The organism is Stenotrophomonas lacuserhaii, assembly GCF_039674585.1.
Taxonomy (GTDB): domain Bacteria; phylum Pseudomonadota; class Gammaproteobacteria; order Xanthomonadales; family Xanthomonadaceae; genus Stenotrophomonas; species Stenotrophomonas pennii_A.
Genome location: NZ_JBDJNU010000037.1, coordinates 1 through 20148, shown reverse-complemented (window position 1 = coordinate 20148; position 20148 = coordinate 1). Strand labels below are relative to the sequence as shown.

17 protein-coding genes are annotated in these 20148 nt (G+C 66.7%); 10 read left to right on the top strand and 7 right to left on the bottom strand.

Annotated elements, in window-relative coordinates; translation table 11 throughout:
- Positions 1-73: 73 nt before the first annotated feature.
- From ABE522_RS13605 to ABE522_RS13570, 8 genes are all read left to right on the top strand, one after another.
- A complete protein-coding gene (locus tag ABE522_RS13605) occupies positions 74-544 on the top strand; it encodes a F0F1 ATP synthase subunit B (protein WP_042614570.1) in 471 nt (156 codons plus the stop codon).
- 1 nt (position 545) lies between these two features.
- A complete protein-coding gene (locus ABE522_RS13600) occupies positions 546-1073 on the top strand; it encodes a F0F1 ATP synthase subunit delta (RefSeq protein WP_057508091.1) in 528 nt (175 codons plus the stop codon).
- Positions 1074-1117: 44 nt separating this feature from the next.
- A complete protein-coding gene (atpA, locus tag ABE522_RS13595; protein WP_101101212.1) occupies positions 1118-2665 on the top strand; it encodes a F0F1 ATP synthase subunit alpha in 1548 nt (515 codons plus the stop codon).
- Positions 2666-2723: 58 nt separating this feature from the next.
- Entirely contained in the window at positions 2724-3587 is an 864-nt protein-coding gene (gene atpG, locus ABE522_RS13590) for a F0F1 ATP synthase subunit gamma (protein WP_042614573.1), read from the top strand.
- Positions 3588-3624: 37 nt separating this feature from the next.
- Positions 3625-5031: a F0F1 ATP synthase subunit beta gene (atpD, locus tag ABE522_RS13585; RefSeq protein WP_042614574.1), complete on the top strand. Its 1407-nt coding sequence runs from the start codon at positions 3625-3627 to the stop codon at positions 5029-5031.
- Between the two features lie 113 nt (positions 5032-5144).
- Positions 5145-5567, top strand: coding sequence for a F0F1 ATP synthase subunit epsilon (locus ABE522_RS13580; RefSeq protein ID WP_042614575.1), 423 nt, complete (start codon positions 5145-5147; stop codon positions 5565-5567).
- Positions 5568-5836: 269 nt separating this feature from the next.
- The gene (gene aroQ, locus ABE522_RS13575) at positions 5837-6310 is read left to right on the top strand and encodes a gamma subclass chorismate mutase AroQ (protein WP_346592149.1); all 474 of its coding nucleotides are present in this window, start codon (positions 5837-5839) and stop codon (positions 6308-6310) included.
- A gap of 18 nt (positions 6311-6328) precedes the next feature.
- Positions 6329-8530, top strand: coding sequence for a hypothetical protein (locus ABE522_RS13570; protein WP_346592148.1), 2202 nt, complete (start codon positions 6329-6331; stop codon positions 8528-8530).
- Positions 8531-8697: 167 nt separating this feature from the next.
- Here ABE522_RS13570 and ABE522_RS13565 read toward each other — a convergent pair whose 3' ends face one another.
- Positions 8698-9081, bottom strand: a complete 384-nt coding sequence (locus ABE522_RS13565; RefSeq protein WP_346592147.1) for a GtrA family protein — start codon at positions 9079-9081, stop codon at positions 8698-8700.
- Positions 9082-9161: 80 nt separating this feature from the next.
- On the opposite strand from ABE522_RS13565, the gene glmU reads away from it, so the two are divergent.
- A complete protein-coding gene (gene glmU, locus ABE522_RS13560; RefSeq protein ID WP_346592146.1) occupies positions 9162-10529 on the top strand; it encodes a bifunctional UDP-N-acetylglucosamine diphosphorylase/glucosamine-1-phosphate N-acetyltransferase GlmU in 1368 nt (455 codons plus the stop codon).
- 49 nt (positions 10530-10578) lie between these two features.
- On the opposite strand, the gene ABE522_RS13555 is transcribed toward glmU, so the two are convergent.
- The 6 genes from ABE522_RS13555 to ABE522_RS13530 all read right to left on the bottom strand — a co-directional run bounded on the left by ABE522_RS13555 (position 10579) and on the right by ABE522_RS13530 (position 17951).
- Positions 10579-11925 carry a sensor histidine kinase gene (locus ABE522_RS13555; protein ID WP_182657360.1) on the bottom strand — a complete coding sequence of 449 codons (1347 nt, stop codon included), beginning with the start codon at positions 11923-11925 and terminating at the stop codon, positions 10579-10581.
- Complete coding sequence (locus ABE522_RS13550; RefSeq protein ID WP_346592145.1) at positions 11922-13265, bottom strand: sigma-54-dependent transcriptional regulator; 1344 nt, start codon at positions 13263-13265, stop codon at positions 11922-11924. Before ABE522_RS13550 ends, ABE522_RS13555 begins: the two co-directional genes overlap by 4 nt.
- A 111-nt stretch (positions 13266-13376) precedes the next feature.
- Positions 13377-14591: an ABC transporter permease gene (locus tag ABE522_RS13545; RefSeq protein WP_042614580.1), complete on the bottom strand. Its 1215-nt coding sequence runs from the start codon at positions 14589-14591 to the stop codon at positions 13377-13379.
- A gap of 21 nt (positions 14592-14612) precedes the next feature.
- Positions 14613-15917: an ABC transporter permease gene (locus tag ABE522_RS13540; protein WP_346592144.1), complete on the bottom strand. Its 1305-nt coding sequence runs from the start codon at positions 15915-15917 to the stop codon at positions 14613-14615.
- Positions 15918-15925: 8 nt separating this feature from the next.
- The gene (locus ABE522_RS13535; RefSeq protein WP_057508082.1) at positions 15926-16642 is read right to left on the bottom strand and encodes an ABC transporter ATP-binding protein; all 717 of its coding nucleotides are present in this window, start codon (positions 16640-16642) and stop codon (positions 15926-15928) included.
- A gap of 31 nt (positions 16643-16673) precedes the next feature.
- Positions 16674-17951, bottom strand: coding sequence for an efflux RND transporter periplasmic adaptor subunit (locus ABE522_RS13530; protein WP_346592143.1), 1278 nt, complete (start codon positions 17949-17951; stop codon positions 16674-16676).
- A gap of 204 nt (positions 17952-18155) precedes the next feature.
- Here ABE522_RS13530 and glmS point away from each other — a divergent pair, with 204 nt between their 5' ends.
- Positions 18156-19994: a glutamine--fructose-6-phosphate transaminase (isomerizing) gene (gene glmS / locus ABE522_RS13525; protein WP_346592142.1), complete on the top strand. Its 1839-nt coding sequence runs from the start codon at positions 18156-18158 to the stop codon at positions 19992-19994.
- Positions 19995-20148 lie beyond the last annotated feature (154 nt).

Below are 20148 nucleotides of genomic sequence, written 5' to 3'. Positions count from 1 at the left end.
TGCGGATGAAGGTTCGGACGTGCCGCCCGCAAGGCGGCACCTCCACCCCGTCACCACTGACTGAGCGAAAACAATGGATATCGGTTTTACCCTCATCGCCCAGGCCCTGGCCTTTGCTGCCCTGATCTGGATCATCGCGACCAAGATCTGGCCGCCCCTGATGAACGCGATCGAAGAGCGCCAGCAGAAGATCGCTGAAGGTCTCGCTGCTGCCGATCGCAGCCAGAAGGACCTCGCCCAGGCACAGGACAAGGTCAACGAAGCGCTGAAGGAAGCCCGCGGCAAGGCCAATGAAATCATTGACCAGGCCCACGCGCGCGCCAACCAGATCGTTGAAGCCGCCAAGAATGAAGCGATCACCGAAGCCAACCGCCAGAAAGAACTGGCCCAGGCTGAGATTGACCTGGCTGCCAACCGTGCCCGCGAAGAACTGCGCAAGCAGGTTTCCGCGCTGGCCGTAAGCGGCGCAGAGAAGCTGCTCAAGCGCGAAATCGATGCCAACGCCCACAAGGCGCTGCTCGACGAGCTGGCTTCGGAGATCTGACATGAGCCAGGCCCTCACGCTTGCCCGTCCCTACGCCCGCGCCGCTTTTGCGACCGCGCGCGACGAAGGTGCGTTCGCGCCGTGGTCGGACGCCCTTGCGTTCTCCGCCCACGTCGCTGCCGACCCGCGCGTGTCGGCCCTGCTCGCCAACCCGGAGCTGGGTCGCGACGATGCCGTCGCCCTGCTGGCACCGGAACAGCGCAGCGAGACCTTCTCGCGTTTCCTGTCCATCCTGGCCGATGCCCACCGCCTGCCGCTGCTGCCGGAAATCGCCGGCATGTACGACCAGCTGCGTGCCGAAGCCGAACACGTGGTCAAGGCCACCGTGACCTCGGCCAACGAACTGGCCGCCGGTGAACTGGATGCGATCAAGGCTGCGCTGCGCAAGCGCTTCGGCCGCGACGTGGAAGTGTCCACCGCGGTGGATGCCTCGCTGATCGGCGGCGCCGTGATCGACGCCGGTGACGTGGTCATCGACGGTTCGCTGAAGGGCAAGCTTGCCCGCCTGCAGACCGCGCTCGCTAACTGAATTCAATTACCGTCCGGCCTCAACGCCGGCACTAGGACTCGACGATGGCAACCACGCTCAACCCCTCCGAAATCAGCGAACTGATCAAGAACCGCATCGAGAAGGTCAAGCTGGCCGCGGAATCGCGCAACGAAGGCACCGTGACCAGCGTGTCCGACGGCATCGTGCGCATCTTCGGCCTGGCCGACGTGATGCAGGGCGAAATGATCGAACTGCCGAACAACACCTTCGCCCTGGCCCTGAACCTGGAGCGCGACTCTGTCGGCGCCGTGGTGCTGGGTGAGTACCAGAACCTGCGCGAAGGCGACGTGGCCAAGACCACCGGCCGCATCCTGGAAGTGCCGGTCGGTCCGGAACTGCTCGGCCGCGTGGTGAACGCGCTGGGCGAGCCGATCGACGGCAAGGGCCCGCTGGGCACCCAGCTGACCGCTCCGGTCGAGCGCGTGGCCCCGGGCGTGATCTGGCGCAAGTCGGTCGACCAGCCGGTGCAGACCGGTTACAAGTCGGTCGACTCGATGATCCCGATCGGCCGCGGCCAGCGCGAGCTGGTCATCGGTGACCGCCAGACCGGCAAGACCGCCCTGGCCATCGATGCGGTGATCAACCAGAAGGACACCGGCATCAAGTGCGTGTACGTCGCGATCGGCCAGAAGGCATCGACCGTGGCCAACATCGTGCGCAAGCTGGAAGAAAACGGCGCCCTGGCCCACACCGTGGTCGTGGCCGCCACCGCGTCCGAATCGGCCGCGATGCAGTACATCAGCGCCTACTCCGGCTGCACCATGGGTGAGTACTTCATGGACCGCGGCGAAGACGCGCTGATCGTGTACGACGATCTGTCCAAGCAGGCTGTTGCCTACCGCCAGATCTCGCTGCTGCTGAAGCGCCCGCCGGGCCGTGAAGCCTACCCGGGCGACGTGTTCTACCTGCACTCCCGCCTGCTCGAGCGCGCTGCCCGCGTGTCCGAAGAGTACGTTGAGAAGTTCACCAACGGTGCGGTGACCGGCAAGACCGGCTCGCTGACCGCGCTGCCGATCATCGAAACGCAGGCCGGCGACGTGTCCGCGTTCGTGCCGACCAACGTGATCTCGATCACCGACGGCCAGATCTTCCTGGAAACCGACCTGTTCAACGCCGGTATCCGTCCGGCCGTCAACGCCGGTATCTCGGTGTCGCGCGTGGGTGGTTCGGCCCAGACCAAGATCATCAAGAAGCTGTCCGGCGGCATCCGTATCTCGCTGGCGCAGTACCGCGAGCTGGCTGCGTTCGCGCAGTTCGCCTCGGACCTGGACGAAGCGACCCGCAAGCAGCTCGAGCGCGGCCAGCGCGTCACCGAACTGATGAAGCAGAAGCAGTACGCCCCGATGTCTATCGCCAACCAGGCGCTGTCGATCTACGCCGTCAACGAGGGTTACCTCGACGACGTGCCGGTCAACAAGCTGCTGGCGTTCGAAGAAGGCCTGCACGCGCACTTCGCCAACACCCAGGGCGAGCTGATCGGCAAGGTCAACGCCACCGGCGGTTGGGACAATGACATCGAAGGTGCCTTCAAGAAGGGCATCACCGAGTTCAAGACCACCGGCAGCTGGTAACAGCGCACGTGGAGCGGGGCAGGTCCCCGCTCTACCGTTGAACATACGGGAATAAGAGATGGCAAGCGGACGCGAAATCAAAACCAAGATCAAGAGCGTGCAGAACACCCGCAAGGTGACGCGCGCGCTCGAGATGGTCTCGGCCTCCAAGATCCGCAAGGCGCAGGAGCGGATGAAGACATCGCGTCCGTACGCGCAGGCGATGAAGCAGGTGATCGGCCACCTGGCCCAGGCCAGCACCGATTACCAGCATGCGTTCCTGGTCGAGCGTGAACAGGTCAAGCGCGTGGGCTACATCGTGATCTCGTCGGATCGCGGCCTGGCCGGCGGCCTGAACAACAACCTGTTCCGCAAGACGCTGGGCGAAGCCCGTGCCTGGCAGGAAAAGGGTGCCGAAGTGGACATGGTGACGATCGGCCAGAAGGCATCGACCTTCTTCCGTCGCATCAAGGTCAACATGGTCGGCAGCGTGACCCACCTGGGTGACGTGCCGCGCCTGGAATCGCTGATCGGCGTGATCAAGGTGATGCTCGATGCGTTCACCGAAGGCAAGGTCGACCGCGTGTACCTGGTGTACAACCGCTTCGTCAACACCATGACCCAGACCGCCAGCTTCGACCAGCTGCTGCCGTTGCCGGCCGCTGAAAAGCAGGTCGCGCACCATGACTGGGACTACCTGTACGAACCCGATGCCGCGACCGTGCTGGAGCACGTGATGACGCGTTACATCGAGTCACTGGTGTACCAGGCGGTGCTGGAAAACGTGGCCTCCGAGCATGCAGCACGCATGGTGGCGATGAAGGCGGCCAGCGACAACGCGAACAAGCTGATCGGAACCCTGCAGCTGGTCTACAACAAGGCCCGCCAGGCAGCGATCACCCAGGAAATCTCCGAAATCGTCGGCGGCGCAGCAGCAGTTTGACGCGCACGTCCAAAGCACAAATCTAGAGGATGCAGCAATGAGTCAGGGCAAGATCGTTCAGATCATCGGCGCGGTCGTCGACGTCGAGTTCCCCCGTGAGTCGGTTCCGAAGGTGTATGACGCACTGAAGGTCGACAACACCGAAATCACCCTCGAAGTCCAGCAGCAGCTGGGCGACGGCGTGGTCCGCTGCATCGCCCTCGGTTCCACCGATGGCCTGAAGCGCAACCTGGTCGCCACCAACACCGAGCGCGGCATTTCCGTGCCGGTCGGCCCGGGCACCCTGGGTCGCATCATGGACGTGCTGGGTCGCCCGATCGACGAAGCCGGCCCGGTGGCCGCCAGCGACACGTGGGAAATCCACCGTGCCGCACCGTCGTACGAAGACCAGTCCCCGGCCACCGAGCTGCTGGAAACCGGCATCAAGGTCATCGACCTGATGTGCCCGTTCGCCAAGGGCGGCAAGGTCGGCCTGTTCGGCGGCGCCGGCGTCGGCAAGACCGTCAACATGATGGAACTGATCAACAACATCGCCAAGGCGCACAGCGGTCTGTCCGTGTTCGCCGGCGTGGGTGAGCGTACCCGTGAGGGCAACGACTTCTACCACGAGATGAAGGACTCCAACGTCCTGGACAAGGTCGCGATGGTGTACGGCCAGATGAACGAGCCGCCGGGCAACCGCCTGCGCGTCGCGCTGACCGGCCTGACCATGGCCGAGTACTTCCGCGACGAGAAGGACGCGTCCGGCAAGGGCAAGGACGTGCTGCTGTTCGTCGACAACATCTACCGCTACACCCTGGCCGGTACCGAAGTGTCGGCACTGCTGGGCCGCATGCCGTCCGCCGTGGGCTACCAGCCCACCCTGGCCGAGGAAATGGGCGTCCTGCAGGAGCGCATCACCTCCACCAAGAACGGCTCTATCACCTCGATCCAGGCCGTCTACGTGCCGGCCGATGACTTGACCGATCCGTCGCCGGCGACCACCTTCGCCCATCTGGATTCGACCGTGACCCTGTCGCGTTCGATCGCCTCGCTGGGTATCTACCCGGCGGTGGATCCGCTGGATTCCACCAGCCGCCAGATGGATCCGCTGGTCATCGGCCACGAGCATTACGACACCGCCCAGCGCGTCCAGCAGACCCTGCAGAAGTACAAGGAACTGAAGGACATCATCGCCATCCTGGGCATGGACGAACTGTCCGAAGAAGACAAGCAGGCCGTGACCCGCGCCCGCAAGATCGAGCGCTTCTTCAGCCAGCCGTTCCACGTGGCCGAAGTGTTCACCGGTTCGCCGGGCAAGTACGTGTCGCTGAAGGACACCATCCGTGGCTTCAAGGCCATCGTCGATGGTGAGTACGACCACCTGCCGGAGCAGGCGTTCTACATGGTCGGCGGCATCGAAGAAGCGGTCGAAAAGGCCAAGAAGATGGCCGAAAAGGCCTGATCCGGATCGGGCGGGAGCGATCCTGCCCGACCTGACACCGGCGCCGGACACCCGTCCGCGCCGTGGCTCCTCCCCGGTGGCATCGTGCCGCCGCGAACAGTGAAGAGATTTGCATGAGCACGATCCGTTGCGACATCGTCAGCGCCGAGCAGGAAATCTTCCGGGGTGAAGCGACCCTGGTCGTGGCCACCGGTGAGCTGGGCGAACTGGGCATCGCGCCCAAGCACGCACCGCTGATCACCCGCCTCAAGCCGGGCAAGATCGTGGTGACCCAGGCCAATGGCGAGCAGCTGGACTTCTTCATCTCCGGCGGCATCCTGGAAGTGCAGCCGCAGGTGGTTACCGTGCTGGCTGACACCGCGATCCGCGCGCAGGATATCGATGAAGCGTCGGTGCGAAAGGCCAAGGAAGAAGCCGAGCGCATGCTGGCCAACCGTGGTGAAGGCATGGAGATCGCCGAGGCCCAGCAGAAGCTGGCCGAAGTGACCGCCCAGCTGCAGGCGCTGGAGCGCCTGCGCAAGAACCTGAAGCACTGAACCTTTGCGCGGGTCCGGTGGGTGACGACCGTTGGTCGTCACGCCCCATCTCCGCTGGTTGTTCCGACGCCGGCCCTGTGCCGGCGTTTGTATTTTCCGCTCGTGGCGAATGATGGCGGGACGAACTGTGCGCCGGTTCCTCGTGCTGGCGAACCCAGGTGTTCACCCTGTGTGCTTCTTCTTCCGGAAGGTGCGCCATGCCTGTTTTCCCTTGCTGCCGGGCAGTGCTTCTTGCCACGTTGCTGCCTGCTGTCGCGCAGGCCACTCCAATGGATCGCTTCGTTGCCGTCGCCGCCGAGCGCAACGCCATCGCGCACGAGGTGGCGGCGTTCAAATACCCCGCCGCGCGCCCGGTGGAAGATCCCGTCCGCGAAGCGCAGGTGCTGCAGGACAAGCGCGTCCGCGCGTCCCAGCTCGGCCTGGACGCGGAGGCGGTCGTGCACTTCTACCGTCAGGCGATCGAAGCCAACAAACTGATCCAGCACATGGCCTTCCATCGCTATGCGGCAGGCGAGGTGCCGCCGCCCGCGCCTTCGCTGGAGGAGCTGCGCGGCCTGATCGACGTGGCAGACGAAAAGCTGCTCGCGCTATGGCCCGGCATCGCTCCGGAGCGCGGCCAGCCGGGCTGCACCAGGACGGTTGCGGAGGCAGTGGATCACCGCATGCAGGAGGCCGTCGGGCATGTCGCGCTGGTGCGGGCTATGATTGATCTTTGCCGCCCCGAGGCTGGCGGCACGCGCTGATAAGGCAAGGAGAGCAGGGTGCAGCAGACTATCGGCGCGGTTCCGGTCACCGACCGCTGGACCCGTGCAACCGCCACGCCGGGTTTCGCTTGGTGCGTCCTGTGGCTGGTGCTGTGCCTGCCGTGGCTGCTCGGCGTCTGGACGATTCCCTTCGATGCGGTCCAGCAGTTCTTTCCCGCGGTGAGCTTCACCGCGCAGCAGTTGCTGCAGTTCGATGTGCCATGGTGGAATCCCTACCTGCACGGCGGCTATCCGCAGCTGGCGGATCCGCAGATGATGACGCTGCAGCCCAGCGTGGTGTTGCCGATGCTGCTGGCACCGACGTCGCTGCACTGGTTCACGGTGGTGATCCTGCTGCATGTGCTGGTGGCGGGGATGGGGGCGTTGAAGCTTGCGGCAACGCAGAGATTGCAGCGGTTGCCGCAGCTGACGTTCGCCCTGGTTTTCCTGTTTGGAGGGGTCGCGGCGGCGCGCCTGCAGCACACCCCGATGATCGTCAGTTACTGCCTGCTGCCTTGGCTGTGGCTGGCGCTGGAACAGCTGCGCCGGCATCTGCACTGGCGGCATGCCGTGCTGGCCGGCCTTGTCGGCGGACTGTGCGCGCTGCAGCTGACGCAGGTTACCTACCTGATCGTGCTGGCGTGTGCGGTGTATGCCATCGCCGCCGTGCTGATGGCGCCGACACGGCGCATCCGCCTGTGCCTGCAGCTGGCTGCGGTGGGCGGCATCGCCGCCGTGATCAGTGCGCCGCAATGGCTCTCGACGTTCGCCTGGCTTGCGCAGACCAACCGCGATGGCGTGTCACTGGAGGCTGCCTTGCCGGGTGCCATCCATTGGCAATCCTTGGTGACCCTGCTGTCCGGCAATGTGTTCGAGCAGGGGCGCGGCGACAGCTGGGCCTTCGGTGATATCACCACCGACTACCTGTACATGGGCGCGGTGCCGTTGGCCGCATGGCTCGCATGGGGTGGCGCGGTGGTGCGCAGCGATCCGCGCGGCGCCCGCATCGCGCTGGCGGTCTTCGTGCTGGCCGTGCTGTTCGCGCTGGGCGGTGCCACGCCCCTGTTCCCGTGGCTGTTCGGCTGGCTGCCAGGGCTGGACCTGTTCCGTCGCCCGTCGGATGGATTGTTCCTCGCCGTCCCGGCGGCGGCATGGCTGTCCGCGCACGCGCTGCAGCGCGCCCTGCAGCGCGATGCGTTGCGCCCGCACCTGCCCTCGCTGCTGCTGGTGGGCCTGCTGGCTATTGCCGGTGCGTGGCTGGTCCTGGGCAGTGGACGCCTGCAGGGGGGAGCGTGGCTGGCAATCAGCGTGGCCATCGGGACGGTCGCGGTGCGTCAGTTGATACGCCACCGGTCGCCCTCGCGCTGGTTGCTGGGACTGATGCTGCTGGACCTGCTGATGTTCAACGTCAGTACGTCGTTCAACGCGCGCAGTGCCACCCGACCGGTGCTGACGGCAACGCGGCCCGGGCCGGCGCAGAGTGCGTACCAGCTGCTGTCCGCGCAGCGCAGCGAAGGTGTACCGGAGCGTGCGCTGGCCTTCGGCGTGGGGCCGTTGACCAATGGCGCGGCCGTGCACGGCCTGGCGCTGGCCAATGGCTACAATCCGCTGCTCGACCGTCGCGCCCTGCAGATGCTCGGCATGCCGGGCGATCCGCTGGACAGCGTGCAGCAGAAACCGGACACACCCTGGACGCCGGACTTCGATGCGCCGCTGTACGACCTGATCGGCGTGCGCTGGGTGCTGGCACCCACGGCGTTTCCGGGCTCGCAGGCCTACGACGCCGAGCTGCAGGTGATGCAACGTGAAGGCGTGCTGCCACGGATGCTCAATCCCACGGCAGTGCAGCGTCATGACGAAGACCTGCCGCCTGCCGCCGCGTTCAACCAGACCGACTTCACCACCACCGTCTGGCTGCCCGGCGCTACGCGGGCGGCGTGTGCCGATGCCGGTGCGGGCGACCTGCAGGTGGGCGAGCCGGTCTACCGGGCCAGCGGCCTGAGCGTGCAGGTGGACGCCGCTGCACCGGCGTGGCTGGTGGTCAACGAGCTGTCCGCCCCCGGCTGGCAGGCCAGCGTGGACGGGGCGGCAACCCCGCTGCTGCGCGCCAACGGGCTGTTCCGCGCGGTCTGCGTGCCGGCTGGCCGGCACCAGGTGGCATTCCGTTTCAGCCCGCTGCAGTTATGGCGCGACGGACTGGGGCAGCGCCTCGGCCGCTGACCCGCCGCCTGACCGATGCCGCCGACCAAGGGTCGGGGCGGACGGGGGGACACCCAGCCGCGGATAGGGAGCGCCCCCCCCAAGTCGGCCCGCGCAGCGGCCGGGGCCTTCAGCGGATCGGTAGCGCCGACCCATGGTCGGCGAGCACAGCGGGCGGGTCGGTCAGGTCAGCGGAACACCAGGCGCCGCATCAGCAGGAACGACAGCCCGGCCAGCCCGCCTTCCACCAGTGGCTTGGCCAGCCACGCGTACTTCAGCCCCAATGCCTGATCGGCTGCAGTGACCAGCATGGTGCTGAGCACGGTGAGCACGGCCCACAGCGCGATGAAACGGCCGAAGCGCTTCCAGCCCAGCCGTTGCTTGCCGGCATCGGCGAAGGTGTAGCGTCCGTTGAGCCAGAAGCCCAACAGCATCCCGCAGGCGCGTGCGATCACGTTGCCTGGCACCACCGGCACGCCCAACGCCGTCACGGCGACGAACACGCACCAGTCCAGCAGCAGCTGGAGCAGGCCGACGACGAGGTACGAACCACCTTGGCGGAGCAGGGTCATGGACGTTGGATGCAGGGCGCGTGAGCCATGTTAACGGCGACCGTTCTAGAATGTCGCGAAACCATTGCGGACCGCACTTCATGACCCAACCCCTGCACGTCATCATCCTGGCCGCCGGCGCCGGAAAGCGCATGAAGTCCGTGCTGCCGAAGGTGCTGCAGCCGGTGGCTGGACAACCCATGCTGGCCCACGTGATCGCTACCGCACGTGAGCTGAAACCCGACGCGATCCACATCGTGCATGGCCATGGCGGTGATGCCGTGCGTGCGCACTTCGCCAGCCAGCCGGACCTGCTGTGGGCCGAGCAGGCGCAGCAGCTGGGCACCGGTCATGCGGTGGCGCAGGCCATGCCCGAAGTGCCGGACGCCGCGCAGGTGCTGGTGCTGTACGGCGACGTGCCGCTGATCCGCGCGCAGACCCTGCGCGAGCTGCTGGACCAGCCGGGTCGACTGGCGGTGCTGGCGGCGGAGATGGACAATCCCACCGGTTACGGGCGCATCGTGCGCGACGCCGAAGGCAAGGTCGGCTCGATCGTGGAGCAGAAGGACGCCAGCGAGGAGCAGCGCCGGATCCGCACCATCAACACCGGCATCATCACCGCCGAATCCACGGCGCTGCGTCGCTGGCTCTCGCAGTTGTCCAATGCCAACGCGCAGGGCGAGTACTACCTCACCGATGTGTTCGCCTTTGCCGCCAACGAGTACACCGCTGCGGACATGACCCTGGTCGCCGATCCGCAGGACGCCGAAGGGGCCAATGACCCGTGGCAGCTGGCGCAGCTCGAACGTGCCTTCCAGCAGCGCGCCGTGCGGGCGCTGTGCGTGCAGGGCGCGCGCGTGCTGGATCCGGCGCGGGTCGACATCCGCGGCGAGGTCATCGTCGGACGTGACGTGCAGATCGACGTCAACGTGATCCTGGAAGGCCGCGTGGAACTGGGTGATGGGGTCAGCATCGGGCCGTTCACCCGGCTCAAGGACGTCACCCTGGGCCCGGGCACCACCGTGCTGGCGCACTGCGACGTGGAAGGCGTGGTGGCCGAAGGCGCGGCGCACATCGGGCCGTTCGCGCGGCTGCGCCCGGGCACCGTGCTGGCCGACGGCGTGCACGTGGGCAACTTCGTCGAAACCAAGAAAGTCCGCATGGGCGTGGGCAGCAAGGCCAACCACCTCAGTTATCTCGGCGATGCGGTGATCGGCAGCAAGGTCAACATCGGCGCCGGCACCATCACCTGCAACTACGATGGAGTGAACAAGTCGCAGACCACCATTGGCGACAATGCCTTCATCGGCTCCAACAGTTCGCTGGTGGCGCCGGTGCTGGTAGGCGAGGGCGCGACCATCGCCGCCGGATCGGTGATCACCCGCACCGCGCCGGACGGCAAGCTGACCGTGGCGCGCAGCCGCCAGCAGGTGATCGAAGGCTGGCAGCGCCCGCAGAAGAAGTCCTGAGCGATTCCCGGCGCGCCCGCCAGCGCCGGGCCATGCTTGGCGTCGCGGGTCAGTTCTGCGGCAACAACAACGACACGCACAGCCCGCCTTCGGTGCGGTTCTGCAGCGCGATGCGACCGCCGTGCGCTTCCACGATCTCGCGGGTCAGCGCCAGCCCCAGGCCGGTGCCATTGCGCTTGGTGGAATAGAACGGCGTCAGCGCGTTCTGCAGCACGGCCTCGTTCATGCCCTTGCCGCGATCCAGTACATCCAGCCTTAGCCACTGCGGCAGGCGGGTGACCTTGACCCGCACGTCGTCGTTGGGCGGGTCGGCGTCGGCGCAGGCTTCGTGGGCATTCTTGACCAGGTTCAGCAGCGCCTGGCCGAGCTGCGCGATGTCGACCCGGCTGTGCAGGTCTTCGTCCAGCGCGTCCATCTGGAACGGAATCTGCTGCTGCAGGCTGGCCAGGAACGGCGCCCAGTGCACCGTCTGCAGCTGCGGCTGTGGCAACTTGGCAAACCGCGCGTAGCCGCGGATGAAGCCCTCCAGATGGCGTGCGCGGTCTTCGATGGTAGAGAAGATCTCCGGCAGGCGGTCGAAGCGTTCGCGCTTGACCAGTTCACCACCGGAGTGCGCCAGGGACGCAATGGGAGCCAATGAATTATTGAGCTCGTGGCTGATGACGCGGATGACTTTTTTCCAGGTCTGTACTTCCTGCCGGCGCAGTTCGGCGGTCAGCAGGCGGATCAGCAGCAGGTCGTGCGGCCGTCCATTGAGATGGAAGGCGCGGCGCGAAAGATGGTAGATCTGCTCGTCTTCCTCGTCCTCGCTGTCCTCTTCGCGCACCGCGAACAGGCTGTCGCCGCCACGCGAGATGGCATCGCGCAGGGCGATCGGCATCTGTTCCAGCAGTTCGGCCAGGCGCTGTCCTTCGAGCTTGAACCCGCCGTGCAGCAGCTTGCGCGCGGCCAGGTTGGAGAACACCACGCGCTGCAGCCCATCACCGCCGGCCGCCAGCAGCAGCATCGCCACCGGGGTGTTCTGCACCATCGTGTCCAGCAGCAGTTCGCGTTGCACCAGCGATTGCCGCTGCTCGCGCAGCACGTCGCCCAGTTCGCGGTGCGCCTCCACCAGGTGGCCCAGCTCGTCCTGCGCCGACCAGTGCACGCTGAAGTTGAACTCGCCGTCCTTGTAGCTGCTGACCACGCCGGACAGCGCGCGCATCAGCGAGCGCACCGGTGCGATGGCGCGATCCAGGCTGAACCACATCAGCGCCAGCAGCACGATTCCCGACAGGATCGCCACGCCCCAACCATGGTCCATCCAGTACGCCAGCAGCCACGGTAGCGCGGCCGCAAGGGCCAATACCGGCAGCAGGCGCAGGAACAGCTGGAAGGTGAAGGAGCGTTGCTTCATTCGCGCGGAATGCCGAAGCGGTCCATGCGCCGGTACAGCGCCTGCCGGCTCAGCCCCAGCTCGGCAGCGGCCTGGGCGATGATGCCGTGGTTGCTGGCCAACGCGCCTTCGATGCGCTGGCGGTCGGGGTCGATCGTCGCGCCGGCGCCACGCGGGGCGGCGGGCGCGCGCGGCAGGTTGAGGTCGGCCACTTCGATGCGGTTGCCGATGGCCAGCAGTTCGGCGCGCTGGATCACGTTGCGCAGTTCGCGTACGTTGCCCGGCCAGGGGTGGCGCTGCAATGCCGTGCGCGCGGCGGCGGACAGCGGTTTGTCAGCCGCCAGGAAGTGCTCGGCCAGCGGCACGATGTCGCCGGGCCGCTCGGCCAGCGGCGGCAGCGTCAGCTCGACCGTGTTGAGCCGGTAATACAGGTCTTCGCGGAAGCTGCCCTCGCGGATCATCGCGCCCAGGTCGGCATTGGTGGCGCTGACCACGCGCACCTTGACCTGGCGTTCGCGGTTGGAGCCAAGCCGTTCGAAGCGGCCGGTTTCCAGCACGCGCAGCAGCTTCATCTGGCCGCCCAGCGGCAGGTTGCCGATCTCGTCCAGGAACAGCGTGCCACCGTCGGCGGCCTCGAATTTGCCCTCGCGTGCCTTGTTGGCGCCGGTGTAGGCACCTGCCTCGGCACCGAACAGTTCCGCTTCGATCAGTTCGGCCGGCAGTGCGCCACAGTTGACCGTCACGAACGGGCCCTTCGCCGCCGCGGAATTGGCCTGGATGATCTGCGCGATCTTTTCCTTGCCGGCGCCGTTCGGGCCGGTGATCAGCACGGGCAGCGCCGACCGCGCGACCTGGCAGGCCAGCGCGATCACGCGCTCGCTGGCAGGATCGGCGAATACCGCACCGCACAGATCGTAGCGCTGCTCCAGGGCGCTGCGCTGGCGCTGCTCGCGTTGTCGGCGACGATCCAGCTCGCTGCGCGCTTCGGACAGTTCCAGCAGGTTGTTGACCGTGGTCAGCAGCTTGCGGTCATCCCACGGCTTGGGCAGGTAGTCGGCCGCGCCGGCCTTCACCAGCTCGACCGCCGTGCCGAGGTGGGTCCACGCGGTCAGCAGGATCACCGGCAGGTCCGGATGGGCTTGGCGGATGCGCGCGAACAATGCCTCACCTTCTTCCCCGGAGGTGGTGTCTTCGGTGAAGTTCATGTCCTGGATCACAAGGTCCACCGGATGGTCGCGCAGCAGCGCGAGCCCCTGTTCCGGCGACGTCGCCTGCAGGGTCTCGATGTCGTGCAGCGAGAACAGCACGTCCAGCGCGGTGGCCACGCTGGTGTTGTCGTCGATGATCAGGATCGCGGGCATGCGGCAGCTTCAGTTGGCGCCGAGCCGTGCTCGGCCGAATGCAGGCGCCGGGCAGGGCACGGCGCTACGGATTTCATGGCATCAGGATATACAAGCCGGGGCGGGTACGCCTCAGCTGCCGCGGGTGGCCACCGCCGGCGGCACGGCGGCAGCGCGCCGGGCCGGCCCGAACACCGCCACCTGGCCCAGCAGCCACAGCAGCACCGCGCCCACCGGCAGGTAGACCAGCGGCATGCGCGGCAGCTCGTAGGTATTCATCAGCGCCAGGTTGATCGCGTAGGCAGCCAGCATGCCCAGCACGATACCCACCGTGGCCAGCAGGAAGTTCTCGGTCTGGAAGTAGCGCAGGATCTGTCCCCGCGTCGCACCCAGTGCGCGGCGGATGCCGATCTGCTTGCTGCGCTGCTGCACCCAGAAGCTGGCCAGGCCGACGATGCCCAGCGCGGTCACCACCAGCAGGGCCACGCACACGGTGATCAGCAGGCCGACCATCGCCCGGTCGTTCTTGAAGTAGCTGTCGCGCTGCTCTTCGTAGGTGAGCTTCTCGCGCACCAGCCGGTTCGGATCGTTGCGTTCCAGCGCCGCCAGCGCAGCGGTCAGTACTTCCTGCCGGCGCTGCGGATCAGTACGCAGCAGGTACAGCCCTTCAGTGAAGGTGGTGCGCATCGGCAGCAGCAGGGACATGTCGGTGTTGTCGTCCCAGCCGGTAGGCGTCGCCAGGTGCTCCACCACGCCCACCACATGCACCGGCTGGGTGCCGATGTAGAACGTCTTGCCGACGGCGGACGTGCCCGGCGACAGCCGGTCGGCAGCGGCCTTGCTGAAGATGCCCGCCACGGCCTTGTCGTTCGGGAAGGCCTTCATGGCTTCTTCGCGATCGACGAATTCGCCCGGCTGGAAGTCACGTCCGGCCACCAGGTTCAGGCCCAGCGTGGGCAGTGCGTTTTCGTTGACGAAGTACATGGTGGAATGGATGGTCGGCTTCTCCTGTTCGGGCGTGAGCGAGATACCGCTGTTGGACGAACTGGTGCGGAACGGCAGCTGGCTGGCCCGGGTCACGCTGGTGACGCCGGGGATCGCGCGCAGCGATGCCAGGTCTTCGCGGGTGCGCGCCATGGCATCGGTCTGCTTGCCGATGCCGCTGACCCGCACGACCACCAGTTCTTTTTCGGCCAGGCCGCTGGGCTGGCTGATTTTCTCGATGCGCTGGCTGACCAGGAACAGCGCGTTGCAGACGATGGCGCAGGTCAGCGCGACTTCGAGCACGATCAGCGAGGCGGCGGTCTTGTGCCGGCGCAGCGTGCTGAGGATGGGGCGGATGTCCATGATGATTCCTCGTTGACGTGCTTACTGCGACTTGAGCTGGATGGCCGGGGTGACCTGCATGGCGCGCCACGCAGGCAGCATGCCGGCGGCCAGGCTGGCGAACAGGGTCAGGCCGATGGCCAGCACCAGCATGCTGCCGTCCAGATGGGCGAGCTTTGCGTATTCCACCGGCTGCTGGCGCACGGCATACAGGCCGATCAACGCCAGTACGATGCCCAGCAATCCGCCGGCCACGCCGACCGCGCCCGCTTCCACCACGCACTGCAGGAAGATCTGGCCACGGCTGGCACCGAGCGCGCGGCGCACGCCGATCTCGCCGCTGCGGCGCAGGAACTTGGCCAGCAACAGGCCGACGGTGTTGATCAGGCATACCACCAGGAAGCCGAGGGCCAGCCAGACCTGCAGGCGCACGTCACTGGGAACGGCCTTCTTGTAGTCCAGCCATTCCATCACGGTGGAAAGACGGGTGTTGGCCGGGCGCTGGAATCGACCCGCTGCCCGCTGCTGGTCGGAATAGTTGACCAGGTATTGGCGGAAGTCATCGGCCTTGGCCGGGTCCAGTTCGACCCAGTACTGCAGCCAGGTGCAGGGGGCGTTGAGGTCGGAGCTGGAGCCGTCCGGGGAGCCGTCGCCGAAGCAGTTCATGTTGCCCGTGCTGCCCATCTTCAGGTCGACCGACGTGGAGAACGGCATCAGCAGGTCTTCTTCCTGGCCGTAGGCGCTGAAGGACAGGTCGAAGAAGCGCGGCTGGGGCTGCCAGGCCTTCAGGACGCCGACCACGCGCAGCGAATGGCCACTGACGGTCAGGTTGCGGCCCACGCTGTTGGCACCGTTGAACACCTTGTCGTTGAGCGCCTTGGACAGCACCACCACCCGACCGCGTCCCTCGTCGTCGGCGGCGGTCCAGGGATTGCCGTACTGGAACGGCACCTCGAACATGGGGAAGAAGTCGGCCGAGGTGTAGCGCGAATCCACCGAGAACGGCTTCAGCGTGCTGCTCTCCGGCACGATCGTGGCGCCGCCCGCAGTCATCACGGCCTGGCGCTGCGCGCGTCTGTCACGCAGCAGCGTTTCCGCATCGAAGCGGGTCATCTGCTCTTCGGGTTCTTCACCGGGGACGTACCCTGACTTCGGGCGCGGATCCAGCTGCACGTAGAACAGGCGGTCGCTCTTGCCCGGGATCGGATCGCCGGACAGTACGTGGAAGACCGTCAGGGTGGTCATCGAGGCGCCGATGCCCAGTGCGATGGCCACCACCATCAACGCGGTCAGCACCTTGTTGCGGCGGAAGCTGCGCACGGCCAGGCGGACGTAGTAAGCGAACATGGCGGACCTCACTCGTTGACGGCGGCGATGCGCCGTGCGGTGGCCAGCACCGGCTCGCGCAGCAGGTCGGTTACCTGGCCGTCGACGATGTGCACGTTGCGCTGCGCACGCGCGGCCAGTTCCGGATCATGGGTGACCATCACGATGGTGGTGCCGGCGGCATTGATTTCCTCCAGCAGCTCCATCACTCCGCGCGCCATCGTGCTGTCCAGGTTGCCGGTCGGCTCATCGGCCAGCAGCAGGCGCGGGCTGCCGGCCAGTGCGCGGGCGATGGCCGCACGCTGCTGCTGGCCGCCGGACAGCTCACTGGGGTAGTGCTTCATGCGCGAGCCCAGGCCGACCTGGCTCAGCGCCTTTTCGATGCGCTCGCGGCGTTCGGCCGCGGACATGCCGCGGTAGCGCAGCGGTACGTCGACGTTGTCGAACAGATTGAGGTCGGGGATCAGGTTGAAGCCCTGGAAGATGAAGCCGATCTTCTGGTTGCGCAGACGGCTGCGCGCATCGTCGCCGAGCGTGCTGACGTCCTGGCCATCGAGCAGGTAGGTGCCGCTGGTGAAGGTTTCCAGCAGGCCGGCGATGTTCAGGAAGGTGGTCTTGCCGGAGCCGGACGGACCGGTCACGGCGACGAATTCGCCCTCGTTGACCAGCAGGTCCAGCGACCGCAGGGCATGGGTTTCCACCTGTTCGGTGCGGAACACTTTGGCGACAGCGCGCATCTCAAGCATGGTTCTCTCCAGGATTCCGTAAGGGGTGATGTCAGTTGATGGAAACGCGCTCGGCGTCCTTGAACAGGTCGCTGCCGGCGACCACGATGCGATCTCCCGGCTGCACGCCGGACAGGATCTCCACTTCGCCCAGGCTGCTCACGCCCAGCTGCACCGGGCGGCGCACGGCGGTGCTGCCGTCCATGACGTAGGCCGTGCCGGTGCCCTGTTCGACGAACGGGCCACGCTCCACCTTCAGCACGTCCTTGCGCGTGTCCAGCAGCACGCGCACGGACATGCGCTGGCTCTGGCGCAGGCCGGCCGGCTGTTTGTCGGCGAAGCGCACGCGCGCGTTGACCTCGCCGTTGACCACCTCCGGCGACACCGCGCTGATTTCCCCGGCGAACGGCTGGCCGCTGCCGCTGGTCAGCTGTGCGGGCATGCCGATCGCCAGGTCGCGGGCGAAGCTCTCCGGCACCTTGATCTCGATTTCAAAATTGGACAGGTCGACCACGCCCAGCACCGGCGCATTGGCGACCAGGTTGGTGTGTTGCACGGCCTGCACCTGGCCGACCTGGCCGTCGAACGGTGCGCGCAGGGTCAGCGCGTCCACCTGGCGCTTGACCTCGGCCACCACCGCGCGCTGGCGGTCGGCCAGCAGGCGCTTGTTGCGCGCGTCCAGGTCGGCGCCCTGGCCCTGCAGGCGGGTGTCGGCCTGGGCGTTCACCAGGTTGATGTCAGCCTTCTTCAGGGCGTCCTGCGCGCGTGCCAGGTCGATCTGTGGCACCGCGCCCCCATCGAAACCACGCTGGTAGCGCTGCAGGTCGCGCTCGGCGGCGACTTTCTCGATGCCGGCCTGGTCGGTGTCCTTGCGCGACTTGGCGCGGGTCAGGGTGGCATCCAGTGCGGCACGGCTGGATTCGGCTTCCAGCCCGGCCAGGGTGGCCTCTTCCTGGGCCAGCTTGCTGCGCAGTTCCGGACTGTCGATCAAGGCCAGCTCCTGGCCCTTCTTGACCACGTCGCCGGCCACCACCTTCAGCGTGACCGTGCCGGCGGAGATCGCGTACAGGACCGGGCTGTTGGCCGCGATCACCCGGCCGTCGGCGGCGATGTCGCGCACCAGGTCGCCGCGTTCCACCTGCGCGATGCGCACCCGGCTGCTATCGAACGAACGGCTGGCGTTGAGCCAGCCATGCACGGCAAAGCCAATGCCAGCCAGCACCAGCAGCGCGGCGAGCGCCGGCCAGCGGTAACGGCGCCAGGTGCTGGCGGCCGAACCGGGCGTGGCGGTGGAAACGATCTGGTCCTGGGCGGAAGTGTCACGGATCATCGAAGGGCCTGGGTGGTCGGACTGCCTGTAGGAACGCAGGGAGCGTGCCAACTTTTCATCCCTTTACGATCAAACAGTTGCGTTGTTCGCGCGGGTGTCCGTGTGTCCGCGGACAGGCGCGCGGACACTTTCGTTAAGCGGCCAGGCGGCCAGGGCGGACAGCCACGCTAGAATGTGCGGATCAACGCCAAGGGATGCGGGTCTATGTGCGGAATCGTGGGTGCGATCGCTGATCGCGATGTGGTGCCGGTGCTCATCGAAGGCCTGAAGCGGCTGGAATACCGGGGCTACGATTCGTCGGGTATCGCGGTGCTGGAACAGGGCGCGCAGCCGGACATCCGCCGCATCCGCCGTACCGGTCGCGTCTCGGAGATGGCCACCGCCGCCGATGCCGAAGGTTTCAACAGCGTGCTCGGCATCGGCCACACACGCTGGGCGACCCATGGCGGCGTCACCGAAGCCAACGCCCACCCGCATATCAGCGCCGGCGTGGCGCTGGTGCACAACGGCATCATCGAAAACCACGAAGCGCAGCGCGAGAAACTGCGTGCGCTCGGCTACGTGTTCGAATCGCAGACCGATACCGAAGTCATCGCCCACCTGATGCACCACCACCTGAAGGGCGGTGACAGCCTGTTGTCCGCCTTGCAGCGCACGGTCAAGGAACTGACCGGCGCCTACGCGCTGGCGGTGATGAGCCGGGCCGAGCCGGACCATTTCGTCTGCGCACGCATGGGCTGCCCGTTGCTGGTCGGCCTGGGCGAGGGCGAGAATTTCGTCGCCTCGGATGTATCGGCGATCATTTCGTCCACGCGCAGGGTGATCTTCCTGGAAGAGGGCGACACCGCCGACGTGCGCCGCGATGGCGTGCAGGTGTATGACACGCACGACCAGCCGATCGATCGCGGCGTGCACCTGTCCGATGTCTCGCTGGCCTCGCTGGAACTCGGCCCGTATCGCCATTTCATGCAGAAGGAAGTGCACGAGCAGCCGCGCGCGCTGGGCGATACCATCGAAGCGGCGATCGACGCCGGCGGCTTCCCGGCCGAACTGTTCGGCAGGAATGCCGAGGCGGTGCTGTCGGGCATCACCGGGGTGCAGATCCTGGCCTGCGGCACCAGCTACTACGCCGGCATGACCGCGCGTTACTGGATCGAATCGATCGCCGGCCTGCCGTGCAACGTGGAGATCGCCAGCGAATACCGCTACCGGGCTGCGTACGCGGATCCGAAGCATCTGGTGGTTACTCTTTCCCAGTCCGGCGAAACGCTGGATACGATGGAAGCGCTCAAGTACGCCAAGTCACTGGGGCACCTGCATACGCTTTCCATCTGCAACGTGCCGGAAAGCGCGATCCCGCGCGCCAGCGAACTGGTCTGCTACACCCGCGCCGGTGCCGAAATCGGCGTGGCCTCGACCAAGGCGTTCACCACCCAGCTGGCGGCGCTGTTCCAGCTGACCGTGGTGCTGGGCAAGCTGCATGGCCGCGTCGATGCCGCCCAGGAAGCGAACTACCTGGAGCAGCTGCGTTTCCTGCCGGGCAGTGTGCAGCATGCGCTGAACATGGAGCCGCAGATCGCCGCGTGGGCCGAGCGCTTCGCACGCAAGAGCAGTGCGCTGTTCCTGGGGCGCGGCCTGCATTACCCGATCGCGCTGGAAGGCGCGCTCAAGCTGAAGGAAATCACCTATATCCACGCCGAAGCGTATCCGGCCGGTGAGCTCAAGCACGGTCCGCTGGCGCTGGTGGATGAGGACATGCCGGTGGTGGTGATCGCGCCCAACGACAGCCTGCTGGAGAAGGTCAAATCCAACATGCAGGAAGTGCGTGCACGTGGCGGCGAGCTGTTCGTGTTCGCCGACCAGGACAGCAACTTCGTCGAATCCGAAGGCGTACACGTGATCCGCACGCCGCGCCATGCCGGCGTGCTGAGCCCGATCGTGCACACCATCCCGGTGCAGCTGCTGGCTTACCACACCGCCCTGGCGCGCGGCACCGACGTGGACAAGCCGCGCAACCTGGCCAAGAGCGTGACGGTCGAGTAAACCCCCCGGGAAAGGGGACGGGGGCAGTCCCTCGCGGGCGGCTCTGAAGCTGCAGCTGGGGGGCGGGCCGGGCGGTGGGGCTGTGCGGGGGACGGCAAAAGCCGCTCCTGCGGGCCTCGTTTCGCGCCATCCATGGCGCTCTACGCCCCCGCCA